Source organism: Paenibacillus sp. FSL R7-0198 (assembly GCF_038000415.1).
In the GTDB taxonomy this organism is placed as follows: domain Bacteria; phylum Bacillota; class Bacilli; order Paenibacillales; family Paenibacillaceae; genus Paenibacillus.
Map to the genome: position 1 here is coordinate 2,649,222 of NZ_JBBOCB010000001.1, position 15,920 is coordinate 2,665,141.

Genomic DNA, 15,920 nt, shown 5'->3' on the forward strand with positions numbered 1-15,920 from the left:
TTGAAGGAGAGATATATGATGAAAAAAAACATGAAGAAATCCGTAGCAACGATGATGGTACTGGGCATGACTTTAACAGGAGCAACGGGCGTATTCGCCGGAACGCAGCTGGAGAAAATCTCTGCATACCTTAACCATGGAATCAGCTTTAATGTTGATGGGGCGGCTTACTCACCAACGGATGGCAATGGCAACAAACTTGCTCCAATTACCTATAACAACTCCACTTATCTGCCTGTACGTGCGCTGGCCGATGCGTTGCATGTACCCGTATCCTATGACGGCAAAAAAGGGCAGGTTATTATCGGCCAAGCTACGAGCAATCCATCAGCTCTGACGAATGTAACGTATAGTGCAGCACAAAAAGAGGCCATTCAAAAGGCTTTTGCACAATTCGAGGGGTTCGAGACCGCTTATGCACCTCAGCAGATGATCGCAGGTGACACGTTCAAAAGTGTAGGTGCGGGTGGCGACGGCGTAAGCTTTATTTTTAGCCATATGAAAGTGGATGTATCTCCAAGAGATTATTCGGACGGTTATACGAGCAAAGACGTGAAACTCTCCAATGGGGTTATCGCCAAATGGTACACACCCGATCAAACGGGCATGCTCACATTCCAACTGGATGATCGTTACGTTACCCTTAGCTCGCCGGATCATAAGCTGAGTCAAGCTCAGCTGCAACAAGTCGCTGTATCTGTTCAGAAGGCAACTAACAACAACGATCAAGGGATCACTGCATTCGCAGATGTGAACTATAGCAAGCAACAATTGGATAACATTCGCAAAGCATTTGCGAAGTTTGACGGGTTCACAACAGCCTATGCCCCACAACACATGGTTGCTGGAGATACGTTCAAAAGCGTAGGTGCAGGCGGTGATGGTGTAAACTTTGTTTTCAATCGTATGGATGTCACGGTATCCCCTAAAGATTACTCGTTCAGCTATGATGGCAAAACGGTAAAACTGCCTAATGGCGTATCAGCCAAATGGTACACACCAGACCAAACGGATATGCTCACGTTTAAGCTGGACGATCGTTATGTAACTATCAGTTCGCCGAATAACCAATTGACTCACACTCAACTCGAGCAAATGGCGGTATTCGTACAAAAAGTGAAATAAACAAAAATAAACACACATCATTTCGGTCCCGCTCTATGAGTTGGGGCTGATTTGATGTGTGTTTTTTTTGAATCTTTAGAATTTATTTTTATCAAATGGTTCTGGAAGCTTTAAGGAGTACACCATCGTTGATTTTCCTTCATTCACGGGAAAAATCATATTAAGCACACCATCTTGTAACATGTTTTCTGGAATCTTGGCTGTGCTAAATCCCCATTTCCTCTCAGGTATGTCCGTTAAAGATACTTTCCCGATCACCGAAGTGTAGTCTGGATTGGTGAAAAGCAACTCTGTAATTGAATCTTTAGAGGAAGAAATGGTCAATGTTCGATCAAAATTCAGCACTACACCATCAATTCGGTCTGGCACAGCTGATTCCATCGGCCTAGTATTTACCGGATCTAATTGGTAACTGTCCCCTACCCGACCCATCCATCGTGCACTTGCCTGAAAAGGGAGAATTTTGGGCTCCATGGCCAGATCAGTACCCTTTTCTTCATCGCTTATGCTTAATTGTTTGTTGTACCTGCTTCCTTTTGTCTCCGATACTTTGAGCCCCAAGTCCTTGCTCCACTGACCTAAAGGAATAAAGCTCTGATTGTATAGCGTCAACAATTGTTTTGAAGGTTGATTCACACTGGAAGAACGCTGTCCACGAGTGAAGGTGATCCGATCCTTGCCCAGATTATATTGAATATGAAATGCTTTAGTGAATTCTTCTAAAGGAACATAATGCTGCCCTTCCATATAGAAGGTGGGCTGCCCTTTATACTCCAATACACCCTGATCAGACTTAATAGCTACAGGTTCCATCGGAAAAAAGACATTAGAGAACTGAAAAGAATTCCAGTATTTTTTCCAGTCACTGTACGTACCATAATTCAATTTAAGATGTTTATTTTCTGAAATAACATATAAGGATGGCGGGTAAGAGCCTGGATTGGAAAAATACTGTTCAATAATATACTCATCCTCAGTAATCCACTGGATACTTTCGGTACGAGCACGATAAGGAGAATCATAGGAACGAATCCGCTTAAGGGTCTTCAAATCATAGACTTGTACCTTGGACGACTCCATCTTACTATCCAAGCCATTCTCCGTGACCAAAACCAATGTTTTTCTTTCGGGAGAGATAAATGAATGCACATAGCCCACTCGCTCTTTAATCAGTGTGGTTTTTTTACCATTCTTGGTTACAACCACGGTCCAGTCTGATTTCCGATCCCTCGTGTTACCTTGAGAAACATTTAAATGAACATCTGCACTTACCTGAAAAGCTTTAGTAGACAACCCTGTCTTCTGGTCAGGCTTCATCCACAAGTCGCTTACTTTAGCCTTTTTCCCCTTTATACCGCCATATTCAAGATAGTGGCAATCTAAAGTATCTGTGCAATACACCCCAAAATTACGGGTTTGTGGAATCGGTGATACCACATATTTGGTATCTGTCAAATCCCTTTCTAGCAAAATATTTCCGCGAGTGTATATTTTTTTTCCTGTGACCATGGAATAGTAGTTGGATTTATGTACGTTTTTCTCGTAAATCGTATAATACATTCCGATTTGAGGTTCCAAGTAGATACGGTTTTCGTCCTCATGGACTTTGCGAAGAGTGTTCGAGCTATAGTCATACTCATACAAAACGTAATAATACTCATTATCATCCGTGGCATAATAAGTTATGTATCCTTTTAATCCTGCTGGTGTGTCACTAACGATAGGATCATACTGATGGGAAGTTGTCGTCAGACCGGTATGTATCCTAGGAAGGATTGCTGGATCAGTAAAATGGTACTCATTTTCTTTGATTTCCCCAGTATCAAAACTTGTTCGAAGCGTAGTCACGGCCACCTCCGTGCCTCTGACTGCAAAACGAATGTTGTGTTGCACCCGATCTTTGGATGAAATGGATCGCTCTGCATTCTGTGCGGTTTGAACTATTGAAGTGGACGCTGAGACTGTGAATTCCGACATGCTAAGTATAAAAATTGAAACTAAACTAACGATGAGCCATTTGGATACTCTGGACATACTTAACTCCTTCTCTGTGTAATGGATTTGATTGAGACTCGTTAAGTATAGAACTTTTGATCTAAATATTCATTACTTTTTCTTCCACCTTCTGGTCATAATGGAACACTCCAAAGGACAGAGACGGATGTATTCATTTATCTGTCAACTGCCCTTTAGAATCCACTAAATCTCTTTCTACGTATGGGATGCTACCGCTCACTAGCTGCTTTGATTAATCCATCAAACCTTTAGATCAGCCAAACGAACAACCCTGCGATAGACCATCGCATCCATCAAATCCTCCCAGTCGAGTTCACTGGCATTAATGTCTCGATAATATACCGCAGCAGCAGGCAAGAAACCAACCAGCGGCCCTGTACCACCGCAAATCAGACTTCCGCCGTCTCCGCCTTTGGGCAATACGTCCCCAGCTGAATCGAGGGTAAGCTCATACTTGTAGGGATCACCGGCAAATTGCACTCCAAAGAAATTCGGCAGTTCCAGATCATAAGGACGATCATCCTTTTCTTCAACCCGTGAAGAGGCCGTCTCTGCCGATCCATCCACAATCTCATCCACGCCTTCCAGACTGCCAAAGTGCTTCAATCTCATCGTATAGTCGAAGCTGTCACCCCAGGGAAATAACGTGCGACAACCGCCGCCATAGATATACTCCCATTCGTCTTCGGTCAGCAAACCAAAACCCGCCGCAGCTTCCTCCCTCACGACGTCCTCCAGTTCTATTCCTTCATTGAACCACAGGATTCGGACTTCATCCTCACTTTGGCGAATTAGACGGAATTGTTGATGCAATTCATATTCACGTATTTCCGATTGCTTAAACTGCTCCAGGGCTGACGGGAAATCAGGATCTTCCTGTGCAAATGCTTCCTCCTCGGACACTTCAATCCAGCCAAGCGAGATCAGTTCGCATTCCACAAGCATCGGCGCAATAGTAACTTCTCTCACAGGTGACATTTGACTCGCCAGAAACGAATCCACGTCCTCAACACCATACTCACTGACCGTTTCATGCAGGTCGGCTGATGTCTCTTCGTTCATACCATGCTGCCAACGATCCCAGCCGAGCGTTACCCGATCCCCAGGCACAAACACAAATCTCAGCCCATCCTCAGTAAATACACCCGTCTCCATCCGCTGACCGAATCGTTCAAATGTCTCGAGACCCTCATATACCATACCGTCTGGTAACTGACGAACGAGCTTACGCATCCAAGCCTCTTTGTCCTGAGCATTCAACCCCTGCCACATGTCTCTTCTCAATGCCTCCATGACTCTCCCCACCTTTCCTTATACACTTTCACTTCTCTAAAATGTTTTACTGGCTGGCACAGCATAATCTTACTTGCGTTGTTAACATTTTTATTTTCCTGTGACCTGCAACAGTTCCAGCAATAATTCCTTCCGTCTTCCCTCCGCTTTGCGAGCGAGCGCTGTGAGCTTCTCCACCTTGCCAAAGATCGGATAGAGTACACGTTCCGCTTCATAATGCTCAAGTTCTTGAATCTGCCTAACCAACTGTTCGAGTATTTCATCATTCTCCAGCACGGACTGAATCTTCAGCTTCAGACTATCCGTCGAACGACGCAAACTGGCGACTAACGCAGGTATGGCTTGAACCGTTACACCCTGTTTTTCTACAAATGCCGCAATAAACTTGTCCTGAATTAACTGATGCTCATCATCCACTTCACCCATGTAAAATTCAACCAGCGGGAAATACCGCTCATCCACGAGCCCCAGTCCAAAGGTTGCATAACTGCCTGGCATACAGCTTTTCTCTCCCTCGGTATCCTCGTAGAACTCAAACTCCTGGATAGCCTCACGCGCATACTTTTCCAGGAGTGGATGCAGCTCCGGGTATTCCAGTGCATTCGCAAAGAATCGGTGGGTATCCGACTTCGCGAGTCCCTTGATCGGCAAATACTGCTTTACGGCAGATTTCAGCTTGATCTTATAACCTTTTGGAAATCCCTGTTTCAATAAATGAATGATAAAGGTAAGTGCCTGTTGATAGGCACCCGCCTCCTCCTTACGAATGTGAATGTTCATCAGAGCAAATACATCATTTGCTTTGCATTCTACTTCTTCCGTTTTCACATGAATATCGTCCTTCGCATACGTTCCGCTGCCTTCTGTCATCATACGTGCCGCACGTTTGCTACCGAGTTGCTTCGCGAGTTCCAAGAAAGTCACACCTTTGGGTTTGCTATAACTCGGCTCAAAACGCAGAATCATGACCGCCGTGTATAACAGCAAATCTATTGGTTGAGTCCCGGGTGTTTGCGCCTTCCCCTGCTCATCCGACGGTTGGCCTGTCTGTGATTCAACGTCCCATTCCAACGTTGCTCCTGGCTTAAGCGAATATTCATTGGTACGATAAGCCGAAGACTGTACATCATAATACTGTGGCAAAAACTGATTCTCCGCCCATGCCGTCACCGCACGAGTAATCTCACACCGATGTTCCGCAAGTGCCTCCGGACGACCCTGATTCAACTCTTGAATCCGGTCATACTGCCTGATGGTCCATGCTACATCCAACTCCGGGAACAGCTTTGGATCGAGCAGATGACTCGTCAAAAAGAAGGATTCCAATGGCTTTGTTGGATATGTACCGTGTTCTAGCTTCTTGTCTACATAGGTATGAATACGCTCAAGGAGCAGATGTCTTTTCTCATCGTTTATCCATTCCAATAAAGTCAGTTGCAGCTTGCCTTCGGTTGTTGGAAATTTCCCGCGGAAGGTGAAGCGGTAGTCAATCAACGGAGTATCTGCCAGCTTGTCCAATCTTCCCTGAACAACCTCTACAAGCTTAGGCCCAATCTCGTTCCGTACCTGTTCCTCGGTAAAGGCTCCTGCCTGCTTTGATTTCACATCATCATCCAAACCCAGATCCAGGCTGTCTACCGTGGTCCGTCCAGGTTTGTAATCCAGCACAATATCATTAACAATACCCATTTGCAGCGTGGTTCGCTTCACAACACTTTCCAAGTCATCCCGCTTTTCCTGTTCATCAAACCATTCATGAATCGTCGTTATCATCTCTTCCATCGCCTGATCATAAAGTGTACTCATCTAATCTCCTGCCTTCCCATGCATCTTATGATGTTCATCAACCACACTTGAACCTCTATGAATCCCGGATCAATCCGGGCATCTATGTTATAAATACGTATTGATGTTCGTATACTACCTATTATTTTACTCTCTCCAGCACACCCGGAACAATAAGGCAGCAGGGGGAGAAAAGGTGGTGAAAGATGCCCATAAGTGGTATTTAAGACATGCCCTAGTCAAAGAGATCTACGGATACGGATTCCTTTTTTTCATATCTATGTACACTCTCGGCTTGCCCTCGCTATCATCATCCCTACGTTGTATAATTATTGTATTCCTTTTCAGGAGGTTCGAATAAATGAGCTACAGCAAATACTTCCCCTTGGAAAACTATTTGAATCAGGTTTCAATCACCCTTACATATGCAGAGCTTGAGGAAATTCTCGGATTTACGTTACCCCCTACAGCGTATAATCGCGAACAATGGTGGGTGAATAATTCCATGAATCATACACAAGCATTATCCTGGTTAAATGCCGGATGGAAGGTGGATAATGTGGTTTTAGGAAAAAACGTTACTTTTGTCCGCTGTGAGTCATAGCTGATCTGTCCGATATAGATTGGTAGCTATAACTCCTAAGACTCTATTTTTCCATAAATGTTATTCGAGACAAAAAAGCAGGGTAGATCCGATGAATTCATCGTTCTACCCTGCTTTTGTTTATTAATTAACTGTCTTATACCACTCGTTTACTTCGGCGGTAATATCATCCCCGCCCATGGATTTCCACTTTGTCACAAACGCATCAAATTCCTCAATGCCTACCTGACCATAGATGATCTTGCTGAACGTATCTTTCTCCAACTTGTCGATTGCGTCCTTCTTCATTTTCATCGTCTCGGTTGGTGCCCCGGTGAACTTGTTCTTGATCGCGTTATCTTTATTCGCAACGACGACTTCAGCGGCTACAAACACTTCCGGTTTGTTGGCAATTTTCGTATTTTTCTCAAAAGGAGTCTCCGGTTCCTTGCCTTTTGCAAGTTCCGCCAGCGTATCCATCATAAGATTCGGAATTCGGGCACCATCATACGTAATTGTATATTTGAGTGGTGATACGCCGTCCTTCACTTCGGCTTCACCAACAACTTTGCCATCCACGATGTCATAGTCATATCCTTGTGCAAAGCCATGTTCGAACTCGCTGCCCACTTCCGGGTTGGCAAAGTTGTCGAACAGATAATTCTGATACGTGAAGAAAATCTCCGGGTTCGCCATGTCCTTGTTAATCAGCACCACCCCGTTGCTTGCCCCTGAACCATGTTGGTGGCTCTCGCCTGATGGTCCTGTAGGTAAGGCAATGGCCTTATACGTGGCACCGTCCACATTTTTCTTCACATCATCAATCGGCCAGTTTGGCATCCAGTGTGGCCCCACAATAATGCCTGCTTTACCTGCGGTGAATAATTCTGCTGCCTTGATCTCGTCATATACGCCTGCTTCTTTGGGCAGATAACCTTTGGACAACCAATCTTTCATCGTTGCAAGGCCTTCCTTCACACCTGGCTGAATGGAGCCATATTGCAGTGTTCCGTCTCCGGCATCATTCCACTGTCCAGGCATTGTGTTGTACATGCCGAAGATCCAGCCGGATTCCGTCATCCAGGTATTGAGCGCATTTTTCATGCCGACGGTCAGACCATACGTATCTTTTTTGCCGTTCCCATCCGGGTCTTGATTCGTAAAAGCATCCATGACCGTAACCAGCTCATCCATGGTTTTTGGTTCTTCCAGTCCCAGCTTCTTCAGCCAGTCTTCCCGGATAAACATGACCGAATCGCCGTTGTAGGCATAATCGAAGATTGGAATGCCATAACGCTCGCCCTCATACATGTACGGATACCATTCCTCCGGCGCCGATTCAGATGCCTGTTTCCATGTGTCCGAAGCATACTTGTCAAACAGCTCGCCTGCATTGGCAAACTTGCCCGATTCAATTAATTCCCTTACCAGATTGTAGTCTCCCCGAATGGATACGATATCCGGCAGTTCTTCGTTGGCGGACAGAGACAAGCGTAATTTCGTGTAAAATGCATCATTGGTCACCGATACAGCCCACGGCGTGGTCAGATCGATGCCAAGTCGTTCCTTGGCCCATTTGGTATGCACATTGTTTTGTGCCGTTTCCCCATTCTTGAATTTCGTATCATCATTCCAGGCCCGCAAATAACTCATCTGTACCGCCGGTTCATACTTCCCGTCTTGCAGAGCAAGTGGTGCTGCGGCTTCCTTGGCCGGTTCTTCCTTGGCCCCCGAACTGCATGCTGTTACAGCAACCATTGTTATTGCGAGTAATGCCGTCATCATTTTTCTATACATGAACTAACCCCTCCTCAGGTAACTTGGATACCCTTATGTGCCAAATGCACCTTACATGAAAAGGATAGTGCAGCCGGGGAGGCAAACATATATCACAATTTCAATCTTCATATTGATTTGTTAACCGTTCCGAAAATCCTGCGGGGTCAGTCCATAATGTTTGCGGAACACCTGAATGAAATAAGGCGTGTTGTTGTATCCCACTTCCTGACCAACTTCATAGATCTTCATTGCCGTATGCTTCAGCAAATGAACCGCACGTTCCATTCTGGAACGGATAATATAATCACTAATGCCTTCACCTGTGGATTGTTTGTACATTTTCGACAGATATACGGGGTGCAAATGCACCTCTCCGGCAATGACTTGTAACGATAGATCCTCGCCTAGATGATGGTCAATCCATTGCTGCACCTGCCGAATCAGCGATGATCCGGCATCCTGTCCCGCATCGCTCGTGCTCTCTTCCCACTGCTGCATCACACTTCTGGTCCACGTTTCCAGACTACGCAGCGAGATGCCATAACCATCCTTGAGCAGCTGCTGGTACTGCTCGCCAAGCACTTCGGCTAACTGCCGTCCTTCTCGATGAGCCATATAGGAGAATGCTGCCGCCAAATAATGAAAAGCCACATACACATGCTCCGGGAACACACTGTTCGACAGTTCGGCAAAGATCTGATCAATCTTACGGTGTGCATCCTCCATGCGCCCGGCTTCCAGCAACGCCGTTAGACCCGGCGGTTCATACAGTGCTGCAAGTGACTTCAACGTGGCCCCATTGGTTCCCGCAGCCGCATTCAGATGTAATCCTTTGCCCGCCTCGGCCTGCTTGCGAAGTGCACTCACAGCTTGATGATATAGCTGCGGCACCTGATCTGGGAAACGCCCCATACGACTAACGGACAGGGAAATGGTCGCGTTCAGATACTGCCTCACACTGTGGATCAAACGCTCTCCAAGCCGACCCATTAGCATTTCAGGTTCAGCCTGAGTTTGTTTGGGACTGGCCATGAAGACCAGGTCATCGTAAGCATCATCCGTATGACAGAGATGATAGGTACTGCCGTAGATCTCCTCCACTACATTCGAGATGGCGTACTTCATCAATCGAAACGCTTTATGTGTGGGTTGATGGTCATCATACCGGATGAGCAGCAGTTGCATTTTATCCTGTGGACGGAACCCGATCTCCAGTTGCTCCAGCTTGCCTTCGAGTTCAGCATCCGCAAATTTATGTCCTAACAGTACATCCTTCATCAGCTCCGCCCGCTTCTCGGGCAGATGTTCCCTCACCGAATACATGGCCCGCTGGTGCAGCATTTGTTTCTCACCCTCTAGGCGAATCTGCACGGCAGCCTGCTGCACGGATTCGATCAGTTCTTCATCCCGGACCGGTTTGAGCAGATAACTGACTGTCCCATGTTTGAGCGCCTGCTTCGCATAATCGAAGGAAGCATGCCCCGATAAAATAATACATTTTGTCTGTTCCCACTTTTGCCGGATATGACTGACCAGATCCAGACCGGACAGACCCGGCATGCGGATATCCGTGATAATAATATGGACCTGATGTGATGCCATATGTTCCAAGGCTTCTTTGACAGAATAGGCTTTGAACACCTGACCAATCCCGTGTTCTCTCCACGGTATGGAGACAGCGATCGACTCTACTGCGGAATGTTCATCATCCACGACCATCAGATTCATCATGCGTTTGTTCCTCCTCAAACCATCGAATTTCTACACTAAGTCCCCCATAGGGAATCGCTCCAAAATGAAGACCAGACGACAGCCCATATCGCGTAACGAGACGCTGGTGCACATTCCACGTCCCTGTTCCAATCTCCTCACCCATCGGCTCATGGATCTCCCGTTCCAATTCCGCAATCTCTTCCGTTGTCAGCGTGACCCCGTCATTGTCAACAAACAGGCTATATCTTGTATATTTTCGTCCCTCAATATGTTCGGGTACCGCCATCCCCGTTACGACGACATGCCCACTGCCTTCCATCGGCTCAATGCCATGGATCACCGCATTCTCTACGATGGGCTGAATGAGCAGTCGCGGAATGTGGAGCTGCATCAGTTGCTGCGGTACCGCGATCTCGTAGGTCAGTCGGTTGGTCCGCATCTGTTGAATGGACAGATAATGGTCCAGCAGCCGAATCTCTTCTTCTACTGTCGTCATGTCATTCTCGCCCCGCGTAATGTAGCGATAGTAGTCTCCCAGACTTAGCGACATGGCAATAACCGCTTCACGGTTGCCAAGCTGGGTCATATTTTTGATATAAAACAGGCAGTTGTACAGGAAATGCGGATTGATCTGTGATTGCAGATGTTTCAGTGTGGCTTCCCGTGAGCGGATACGTTCCTCGTATACCTTCTCAATTAGTTCCTGAATCTGCTCTGCCATATGGTTGAAGCTCTGGGTCAGGTACGCGAATTCATCACGGGAGTGATCAACTGGAATCCGAGTGGACAATTGCCCTTTGCGAATCTGTTGCAGCCCTCTCATCAAACGATGGATCGGCACCTGGACTTTTCGATACAAAAGCAGTGCAGCCCCGATACTCAGCACGAGCAGTAACAGAATGGAGGTAATAAACATATTCCGGCTCTTGTCCATTGGGGTTAACAAATCATCCAATACCACCGGGTTCACGTATACCGCTTGCAGTTGTTTCGAGTGTACGTAACTGACCAGATACTGTTTGTCACCCACCTCCAGCTGATGATTACCTTCCCGCTCCGGTCCGTCAAAGGGGATATCTCGCATAATCGCTTCGACCAGTTCGGGGTCCGCCGTACGGTTCAGCAACGGATCTTTACCTGGTACGAGCAAGAAAGGATCTCCTCCCTGCGTTTCTTTGAAATCATCCAACATGGCAACCACGTTCATCGGGTCAAAATTAATCTCCATCACTGTTCGCACGCCTGTGTTCACCGGTTTTTCATTCCACTCATAGTTATCCGTGAAAAAGTAGGTGAAACTCCCCTGCTCCAGCTGCCATTGGCCCGGTTGCGGAAACGTCAACATCTTCTCATCGTAGACCGTCCGGCTGGACATGGTGGACAACACAAGTTCCGCTTGTGGCAGCACAATGGTAATATCATTCTTCCAGCGGCTGGTGGACTGGTACAATGATAATTTGTCGAGGATATCCAGATAGATACTGTTTTTCTCATATTGGCTGGTGGAGTCCGTCATGTAACGATAGTGCAGGATACTGGGATCTCGCAGCAATGTCAGGCCATACAGCGAAAGCTGCTCGATATTTTTATCCACCTGGGAACTGAAATAATTGAACTGGTTCAGACTCGACTGTTGTTTCTCTTCAACGACCATGTCCACATTTGCCTGGTTCGCGTATGTATACAGCAGCAGAATGGGTACCAGCAGGCAGATTAAGAGAATGACCGTCTTCGCAAATACTGTGAATTTCATCGTTTCACCCTGTCCCTGAATTTTGAAGTCTTTCTATACCGAAGTCCTATTTTATATTGAAAGCCCTTACAATTCTATATGATTTTTTGTTCTCCCGCTTTCCTGTGACTGGAAATCCTCTTATACTGGGAATGAATCAACATTTCGTGAGGGGGCTCTGTGATGCAACTGACAGAACAAGGCATTTTGCACATTGAAGAAGACGATATCTCCAGCTTGTATTGTTACCGGGATCAGGATGGCATGGGTTTTGAAGCTTCCTTCCTGTTTGAATTGCAGCTTCAGGGCTTAACGTTGACACAAGGCAGCGTTCGGGCAATTCAGTTTGGTTTTGAGGAAGAGGAAGCCCCCCTCTATGAAGAACGGGAACGTCTGGTGGCCGAGGTACAGTCAGCGGTTCGTACCGTTGATGCGCAGTATGATGGCTTCATTGTGAAATGATATAGGTGCGTTCAGCACGAAGGGCATATCGGAAGCAAATAACATATGGCCGGAGCACAACCTGAAGACAGGGCATTGGACTTTACAGTCGGATGCTCCTTTTTGTCGTTTCCATCAACAAGTTAATATTTCAACATCCGCATTGAAATGTTGTTCTATAGTCCGCCCTTTTCCATTGCTATAATTCAGTTGCTCCACTCTGTGCAGAGGCTTGCTCGCCTCATGTTGCCCGGGTTGGACGAGATAAAGGAGGGACCCTGATGGCTATCGAACAACCGTTAACAACCAATACGCCGGTGCGAAAAATGACGCCTCATCCACGCAAACGTACCCGCTGGAATTTCAAACGCACATGGCCGCTGCATCTGATGCTGCTGCCTGCTGTACTGCTCACTTTGCTGTTCGCCTATGTGCCCATGGGCGGCATTATTATTGCTTTTCAAGACTTCAAACCGTGGCTGGGATTCACTGGCTCCAAATGGGTGGGCTGGGACAACTTCCGGTTCATGTTCGAATATCCCGACAGCGTTCAGGTCATCTGGAACACGGTACTGATCGCTTCGATGAAAATTGTAGCCGGACTTGTGGCCCCCGTAGTTTTCGCCATTTTGCTGAATGAGGTTCGGAACTCCACGTTCAAACGTTTCTCACAGACCTTGGTGTATCTGCCCCATTTCCTGTCTTGGGTTGTCCTTGGTGGTATATTGCTCGACATGTTATCACCGGAAGGCGGGCTGGTAAACCAGGTGTTGGCGGCGGCTGGCGTTGAACCGATCTTCTTTCTGGGGGATGGCGACTGGTTCCGTGTAACGGTAGTTGTCAGTGATGTGTGGAAGGAGTTTGGATTCGGAACGATTGTATTTCTGGCAGCACTTGCGGGTATTAATCCCGCATTGTATGAGGCTTCCGAGGTGGATGGGGCAACACGACTTAGACAGACAATACATATTACCCTGCCTGCACTCGTGCCGATGATTATCGTGGTAGGTACGTTATCGCTGGGCAATATCCTGAATGCAGGCTTTGACCAGATCTTTAACCTGTACAATCCGCTGGTATATGAGAAAGGCGATATTATCGATACCTTTGTCTACCGGATGGGGATTCTGAATGGCAAAATGAGCTTTGCGACTGCCGTTGGACTATTCAAATCATTTGTCGCGATGTTCCTGGTCATCTCTGCGTACCGGATGGCGTACAAAATCGCCAATTACCGTATTTTTTAAGGGGCATTTTGCATACATCCAGACAGCGACTTTCAATCAGCAAGATATGCAAAGGAGGAATTAAGGTGTATCACAAAACAACCGGGTACCGTATATTTAATGGCTTCAACCTGATATTCATCGCGGCCGTCTCGATCCTGTGCATCCTGCCGCTGGTCCATATTCTGGCGGTTTCCTTCAGTGGTAAAGCGGCAGCATCCGCCAATCTGGTGACACTTTGGCCGATTGATTTTACGGTGGACGCCTACACCAAAACATTTGGTAACAGTAACTTTCTAAGTGCACTCTGGATTTCAGTCCAACGTACGGTTCTGGGTACACTGCTCAGTATGACACTTGTCTTCCTGACGGCTTATCCGCTATCCAAGGAGAGTCTGCACTTCAAGGGGCGCTCGTTATACGCGTGGTTTTTCATCTTCACAATGCTGTTCAGCGGGGGATTAATTCCATCTTATATCTTGATCCAGAGGCTTGGACTGATTAATACAATGTGGGCTCTGATTTTGCCAGGAGCGGTGGCTGTCTGGAACCTGATTCTGATGATGAACTTCTTCCGTAACGTGCCGAAAGAGCTGGAAGAAGCCGCATTTATCGATGGAGCCAACCATATTACGACGTTATTCAAAATCTATCTGCCTGTATCCATGCCCGCCATTGCGACGATCTCTTTATTCACGATGGTAGGTCAGTGGAATTCCTGGTTCGACGGGTTGATCTATATGAATGATGCTTCCAAATATCCACTAGCCACGTTAATGCAGACCATTATCGTTCAGCAGGATTTCTCCAACATGAACGTGGATGCAACGCAGCTTCAGAACATGTCTCAGCGTACGGTTAACGCGGCTCAGATCTTTATTGGCGCTCTGCCGATCCTACTCGTGTATCCGTTCTTGCAGCGTTTCTTCGTGAAGGGGATTGTGCTCGGGGCGGTAAAAGAGTAAGGCAAACACACGGAATCCCTTCTTGGAATTCTTTGTTCATTTTATAAGTGCATTCTATACGTTCATTATTTCAGTTGATTCGAATTCGTTCTTCCGCGAGTTGCGTTGTTATATTCATTAATTAACTCATCCAGCACCATGGATTGGCGAATAACCTCCGGATGCCACAGTTCCGCATATTGAGCTGCAATCTGGTAGAGCCTTTGCCGTGCATGTTCGATACATTCCTGAATGGTTTCCGGATTATGTACCATACTCCCGCCCCCTGTTGTCCTTGAATATCATCATCCAAAAAAGACCATCTAATATAATATTCGGAACAATAGGGGATTTGGATTACCCCAAAATTAAAATTTTGGTTATTTTTTCTTGTAAAATTTATTATTAGCGTGGATCACATAACCTGATGTGCATATATGTTGAATGCAAATAAACCGGATCGGCTGCAGCCTGTCCGGTTTTATAGCGTTTATTTTTTTGCAGAACAACTTCGTATGCCGAGATGAATATGAGCAGGCTCAACAGCTTACTTACGCTAATCCTCATATTTCGTAAAGAAAACATCCTCAAGAACGGCCTTGGCCTTCTTCAGATCACGGGTATTCAGCGTATGAAGCATCCCCATAATTTCATTCATTTCCTCGTTAACGGTTGACTCCCCTGTGGTCTCATTAAGTTCTGAGTCATCTTCAGGATAAGCCCCCCCATCACCAGAAACGATGGATGGCCCATCTTTTTCCGAATTGAACCAGGACGCCTGTGCCGTATCACGGAGAGCATGCGCTAAGAACTGCAATTCATCTTCGGTATATCGCTGCAAAAAACGATTTGCGCCAAGATCAATTTGTTGATGCATGGCTTGATGTAAACGATAGATGTCTTGACCCCGTTCTGTCATGCGAAACAATACTTCTTTTTTATTATCCGGCAGATATTCAGGCAAAATGATATTTTTCTGTACCAGCCTTTTGGTGATTTTGGAAACTGTGCCTTTGGAAAAACCGAATTGTTTTGAAATGGTTATCCCATTTACAGGTTCAAGTGTTCCGATAGCATCCAGCACATGTAACATCGTAACCGTCATTTCTTCGATTAACTCTTGAACTTCCGGATCAGGGCTGTGCTTAAGCAGCCATTCCTTCTCTTCGTCATCTTCCGCTTGGAATTTAATCTGTATGTCTTTCACAGCTCCCAGCACTTCATCAATCAGGTGCTCTTTATTGTGATAGTTTGATGGCTTGATCATCCTTTTTCCTCCAACA

Annotated in this window: 13 protein-coding genes; 5 read left to right on the forward strand and 8 right to left on the reverse strand. The window is 46.3% G+C overall.

Features of this window, described 5'->3' with window-relative positions; translation table 11 throughout:
- Positions 1-15: 15 nt before the first annotated feature.
- Positions 16-1,125, forward strand: a complete 1,110-nt coding sequence (locus MKY87_RS11525) for a stalk domain-containing protein (RefSeq protein ID WP_340964494.1) — start codon at positions 16-18, stop codon at positions 1,123-1,125.
- 75 nt (positions 1,126-1,200) lie between these two features.
- Here MKY87_RS11525 and MKY87_RS11530 read toward each other — a convergent pair whose 3' ends face one another.
- From MKY87_RS11530 to MKY87_RS11540, 3 genes are all read right to left on the reverse strand, one after another.
- A complete protein-coding gene (locus MKY87_RS11530; protein WP_340964496.1) occupies positions 1,201-3,159 on the reverse strand; it encodes a hypothetical protein in 1,959 nt (652 codons plus the stop codon).
- Positions 3,160-3,381: 222 nt separating this feature from the next.
- Positions 3,382-4,434 (reverse strand): hypothetical protein, encoded by a 1,053-nt coding sequence (locus tag MKY87_RS11535; RefSeq protein ID WP_340964498.1) that lies wholly within the window; start codon positions 4,432-4,434, stop codon positions 3,382-3,384.
- A gap of 90 nt (positions 4,435-4,524) precedes the next feature.
- Positions 4,525-6,240: a DUF6138 family protein gene (locus MKY87_RS11540; RefSeq protein ID WP_340964500.1), complete on the reverse strand. Its 1,716-nt coding sequence runs from the start codon at positions 6,238-6,240 to the stop codon at positions 4,525-4,527.
- A 340-nt stretch (positions 6,241-6,580) separates the two neighbouring features.
- Here MKY87_RS11540 and MKY87_RS11545 point away from each other — a divergent pair, with 340 nt between their 5' ends.
- Positions 6,581-6,823, forward strand: coding sequence for a DUF7662 domain-containing protein (locus tag MKY87_RS11545; RefSeq protein WP_017692170.1), 243 nt, complete (start codon positions 6,581-6,583; stop codon positions 6,821-6,823).
- A 123-nt stretch (positions 6,824-6,946) separates the two neighbouring features.
- Here the strand turns inward: MKY87_RS11545 and MKY87_RS11550 are convergent, their stop codons facing one another.
- From MKY87_RS11550 to MKY87_RS11560, 3 genes are all read right to left on the reverse strand, one after another.
- On the reverse strand, positions 6,947-8,599 hold the full coding sequence (locus tag MKY87_RS11550) for an extracellular solute-binding protein (RefSeq protein WP_338588595.1): 1,653 nt from the start codon (positions 8,597-8,599) through the stop codon (positions 6,947-6,949).
- 120 nt (positions 8,600-8,719) lie between these two features.
- A complete protein-coding gene (locus tag MKY87_RS11555) occupies positions 8,720-10,312 on the reverse strand; it encodes a response regulator transcription factor (RefSeq protein ID WP_340964502.1) in 1,593 nt (530 codons plus the stop codon).
- The gene (locus MKY87_RS11560) at positions 10,287-12,047 is read right to left on the reverse strand and encodes a sensor histidine kinase (RefSeq protein WP_340964504.1); all 1,761 of its coding nucleotides are present in this window, start codon (positions 12,045-12,047) and stop codon (positions 10,287-10,289) included. The genes MKY87_RS11555 and MKY87_RS11560 overlap by 26 nt, the downstream gene beginning before the upstream one ends.
- A gap of 162 nt (positions 12,048-12,209) precedes the next feature.
- Here MKY87_RS11560 and MKY87_RS11565 point away from each other — a divergent pair, with 162 nt between their 5' ends.
- The 3 genes from MKY87_RS11565 to MKY87_RS11575 all read left to right on the forward strand — a co-directional run bounded on the left by MKY87_RS11565 (position 12,210) and on the right by MKY87_RS11575 (position 14,658).
- Positions 12,210-12,488, forward strand: coding sequence for a hypothetical protein (locus MKY87_RS11565; RefSeq protein WP_340964505.1), 279 nt, complete (start codon positions 12,210-12,212; stop codon positions 12,486-12,488).
- 305 nt (positions 12,489-12,793) lie between these two features.
- Positions 12,794-13,714, forward strand: coding sequence for an ABC transporter permease (locus tag MKY87_RS11570; RefSeq protein ID WP_339790466.1), 921 nt, complete (start codon positions 12,794-12,796; stop codon positions 13,712-13,714).
- Positions 13,715-13,779: 65 nt separating this feature from the next.
- Complete coding sequence (locus MKY87_RS11575; protein WP_340964508.1) at positions 13,780-14,658, forward strand: carbohydrate ABC transporter permease; 879 nt, start codon at positions 13,780-13,782, stop codon at positions 14,656-14,658.
- A 65-nt stretch (positions 14,659-14,723) separates the two neighbouring features.
- On the opposite strand, the gene MKY87_RS11580 is transcribed toward MKY87_RS11575, so the two are convergent.
- Positions 14,724-14,912, reverse strand: a complete 189-nt coding sequence (locus MKY87_RS11580; protein ID WP_074096520.1) for an aspartyl-phosphate phosphatase Spo0E family protein — start codon at positions 14,910-14,912, stop codon at positions 14,724-14,726.
- Between the two features lie 281 nt (positions 14,913-15,193).
- Positions 15,194-15,904: a MarR family transcriptional regulator gene (locus MKY87_RS11585; protein WP_340964511.1), complete on the reverse strand. Its 711-nt coding sequence runs from the start codon at positions 15,902-15,904 to the stop codon at positions 15,194-15,196.
- Positions 15,905-15,920 lie beyond the last annotated feature (16 nt).

What these genes read in the sequence shown, in the direction of transcription:
- MKY87_RS11525 (WP_340964494.1), top strand. Translation starts at nt 16, where the DNA reads ATGATGAAAAAAAACATGAAGAAATCCGTAGCAACGATGATGGTACTG.
- MKY87_RS11530 (WP_340964496.1), bottom strand. Translation starts at nt 3,159, where the DNA reads ATGTCCAGAGTATCCAAATGGCTCATCGTTAGTTTAGTTTCAATTTTT.
- MKY87_RS11535 (WP_340964498.1), bottom strand. Translation starts at nt 4,434, where the DNA reads ATGGAGGCATTGAGAAGAGACATGTGGCAGGGGTTGAATGCTCAGGAC.
- MKY87_RS11540 (WP_340964500.1), bottom strand. Translation starts at nt 6,240, where the DNA reads ATGAGTACACTTTATGATCAGGCGATGGAAGAGATGATAACGACGATT.
- MKY87_RS11545 (WP_017692170.1), top strand. Translation starts at nt 6,581, where the DNA reads ATGAGCTACAGCAAATACTTCCCCTTGGAAAACTATTTGAATCAGGTT.
- MKY87_RS11550 (WP_338588595.1), bottom strand. Translation starts at nt 8,599, where the DNA reads ATGTATAGAAAAATGATGACGGCATTACTCGCAATAACAATGGTTGCT.
- MKY87_RS11555 (WP_340964502.1), bottom strand. Translation starts at nt 10,312, where the DNA reads ATGATGAATCTGATGGTCGTGGATGATGAACATTCCGCAGTAGAGTCG.
- MKY87_RS11560 (WP_340964504.1), bottom strand. Translation starts at nt 12,047, where the DNA reads ATGAAATTCACAGTATTTGCGAAGACGGTCATTCTCTTAATCTGCCTG.
- MKY87_RS11565 (WP_340964505.1), top strand. Translation starts at nt 12,210, where the DNA reads ATGCAACTGACAGAACAAGGCATTTTGCACATTGAAGAAGACGATATC.
- MKY87_RS11570 (WP_339790466.1), top strand. Translation starts at nt 12,794, where the DNA reads ATGACGCCTCATCCACGCAAACGTACCCGCTGGAATTTCAAACGCACA.
- MKY87_RS11580 (WP_074096520.1), bottom strand. Translation starts at nt 14,912, where the DNA reads ATGGTACATAATCCGGAAACCATTCAGGAATGTATCGAACATGCACGG.
- MKY87_RS11585 (WP_340964511.1), bottom strand. Translation starts at nt 15,904, where the DNA reads ATGATCAAGCCATCAAACTATCACAATAAAGAGCACCTGATTGATGAA.